The sequence below is a fragment of the Rubrivirga sp. genome, from assembly GCF_049648075.1.
In the GTDB taxonomy this organism is placed as follows: Bacteria; Bacteroidota; Rhodothermia; order Rhodothermales; family Rubricoccaceae; genus Rubrivirga.
Map to the genome: position 1 here is coordinate 1 of NZ_JBARYR010000481.1, position 2210 is coordinate 2210.

At 69.9% G+C, this 2210-nt stretch carries 1 protein-coding gene; it reads left to right on the top strand.

What is annotated here, in order from left to right; all coding sequences use genetic code 11:
• Window positions 1-220: 220 nt before the first annotated feature.
• A partial coding sequence (locus tag WBA11_RS13600) for a glutamine--tRNA ligase/YqeY domain fusion protein (RefSeq protein WP_424521214.1) occupies window positions 221-2210 on the top strand: 1990 nt, incomplete at its 3' end.

The following is a 2210-nucleotide window of genomic DNA, read 5'->3' on the forward strand; positions in this document are numbered from 1 at the left end:
CGGCCGTGCATGGCGGTTCGGGGTTCAGGGTTCTCGGTTCGCGCGTTCGATGCGCCCCGGCAAACTGAAACATCGCACCACGCGCCGACCTCGAGGACGCACCGCTCTCGACCCATCAGAACATGAACCTCGAACCCACGAATTCCAAGGCGTCTCCACCGCACCGAGCGACCTCGAGGACGAGTCCGTCGTTACTGTCCCGCATCCCCCCCGCCCTGCCGTGGACCGCGCCGAGCCCAAGAACAACTTCATCCGTGAGATCGTCGCCGCCGACCTCGAGGCCGAGCGCTACCGTGCCGTCGTGACGCGGTTTCCGCCCGAGCCCAACGGCTACCCCCACATCGGCCACGCGCAGTCGATCTGCCTCAACTTCGGGCTGGCGCAAGACTTCGGCGGCGCGACCAACCTGCGCTACGACGACACGAACCCCGAGGCCGAGAGCCAGGAGTTCGCCGACGCTCTCTTGGACGCCGTCCACTGGCTCGGCTTCGACCCGGCCGAGGTCCGCTACGCGAGCGACTACTTCGAGCAGTTCTACGCCTGGGCGCAGGAGCTCGTCACCAAGGGCCTGGCCTACGTCGACAGCCAGAGCGAGGACGACATCCGCGCCGGCCGGGGCACCGTCCTCGAGGCCGGCACGCCGTCTCCGTACCGGGATCGCCCGGCCCAAGAGAGCCTGCGCATTTTGGAGGAGATGAAGAACGGCGAGCACGCCGACGGGACGCACGTGCTGCGCGCCAAGATCGATGGGGAGCACGGGCCGATGGCGGACCCCAACATGAAACTCCGCGACCCGCTCATGTACCGGATCCGCCGCGACGCCCACCACTACCGCCGCGGGACCGAGTGGGCCATCTACCCGCTCTACGACTGGGCGCACGGCCAGGGCGATGCCATCGAGGGCGTGACGCACTCGATCTGCACCCTCGAGTTCGACGTCAACCGGCCGCTCTACGACTGGTACCTCGACGCGCTCGGCATCACGGAGCCGCCCCCGGCCCCGACCGGGGCCAAGTCGAGGCCGCACCAGTACGAGTTCGCGCGGTTCAACCTCGACTACACGGTGATGAGCAAGCGGAAGCTCCGCCAGCTCGTCGAGGGCGGCCACGTCTCTGGCTGGGACGACCCGCGGATGCCGACCATCGCGGGGCTCCGACGTCGAGGTGTCCGGCCCCAAGCGCTCCGGCGCTTCTTCGCCGATCTCGGCGTCACCAAGACGAACGGGTCCGTCGAGATCCAGCAGCTCGACTACGCCCTGCGCGACGACCTCAACGGGACGGCCCGCCGCGTGCTCGCCGTCACCGACCCGATCCGCCTGGACGTCGAGGGCCTCGTGCCGTCCATCCTCGACGCGCCGTACTGGCCCCACGACGTGACCCCGCCCGCCGACGCGCCGACCTCGAGGCCGCTCCCGATCAGCGGGTCGCTCTACGTCGAGCGCGACGACTATTCGGACGACCCGCCGAAGCGCTGGAAGCGGCTCGCACCCGGCGCCGTCGTGCGGCTCCGTCACGGGCCGATCATCGAGGTCGAAGGCGCCAGCGTCCTCGAGGGCGAGACCGTCGTCCGTGCCCGCGTGGCACCGGACGCGTCGCCGAAGGGCGTCGTCCACTGGGTCGACGCCGCGACCGGACTTCCGGCCTCGTTCCGGCTCTACGACCGCCTGTTCAGTGTCCCCGACCCGGGCGCGCGGGAAAACTTTCTCGAGGTCCTGAACCCGGACTCGCTCTTCGAGGCGACCGGCTACGTCGAGGCCAGCGTCGCGGACGACGCGGCTGACACGCGCTACCAGTTCGAGCGGACCGGCTACTTCTGGCGCGACCCCGAGGACTCGCTCCCCGGAGCCCCCGTCTTCAATCGGATCGTCGCCCTGCGCGACAGCTGGTCCAAGCCGGCCGAGACGGACGCGCCCTCGAGGGCGAACGACCCGACGCCGAAGGACACGACCTCGAGGTCGGATGAGCCACACGATCCGTCCTCGAGTCTAAGCGACGACCAGCGCGTGGCCTACGATCGGCTCCTCGAGGACGGCGTCGGCCAGGAGGAAGCCGCCGTGCTCGCAGCCGACGACGACTTGCGCGCGCTCGCCCGGTCCGTCCTCGAGGCCGGAGCCGACGCGAAGGCCGCCGGCATCCTGGTCGTCCACGACGTGCGACGAGCGCTCGACGGAGAGAACCTCTCGGCCTCGAAGGCGGAGGCCACGGCATTGG